This is a genomic window from Paractinoplanes toevensis (assembly GCF_018332695.1).
Taxonomy (GTDB): Bacteria; Actinomycetota; Actinomycetes; order Mycobacteriales; family Micromonosporaceae; genus Actinoplanes; species Actinoplanes toevensis.
On sequence record NZ_BOQN01000109.1, the window covers coordinates 1 to 526 of the forward strand.

Annotated in this window: 1 protein-coding gene; it reads left to right on the forward strand. The window is 61.6% G+C overall.

All coding sequences use genetic code 11. The features are described 5' to 3' along the window. Positions 1-157: 157 nt before the first annotated feature. On the forward strand, positions 158-526 hold a 369-nt coding region (locus tag Ato02nite_RS39915), incomplete at its 3' end, for a transposase (protein ID WP_246607989.1).

Below are 526 nucleotides of genomic sequence, written 5' to 3' on the forward strand. Positions count from 1 at the left end.
GGGACTGTGCCACGAACGGTGTTTCTGGCCTGATTCGCCGGATTTTTGTTCGGCGGGATGGGCACTGTGAGTAATGACCGCAGAGATCGTGAGGCGACGGAAGAACGCCCGTGTCGGGGGCCGGAAGCTGTCGCCGGAGCAGGCCGCAGCTGCGGCGATGGTGGCCGAGGCCCGGCAGCGGGGCTTGGAGCTGACCGGCCCGGACGGGCTGCTGAAGCTTTTCACCAAGAATGTTCTCGAGACCGCTTTGAACGAGGAAATCACCGAACACCTCGGTCACGAGAAGAACCAGGCCGACGAGGGCCGCGACTCGACGAATATTCGTAACGGGAGCCGGTCGAAGACGGTGGTGTCGGACGCGGCCGGTGAAGTCTCCATTAATGTTCCCCGTGACCGCGACGGGACATTCGAGCCGCAGATCGTCAAGAAACGGCAACGCCGGCTCGGCGAGGTCGACGAAATGGTCTTGTCGTTATATGCGAAAGGATTGACGACGGGGGAGATATCCGCGCATTTCTCGGAGATC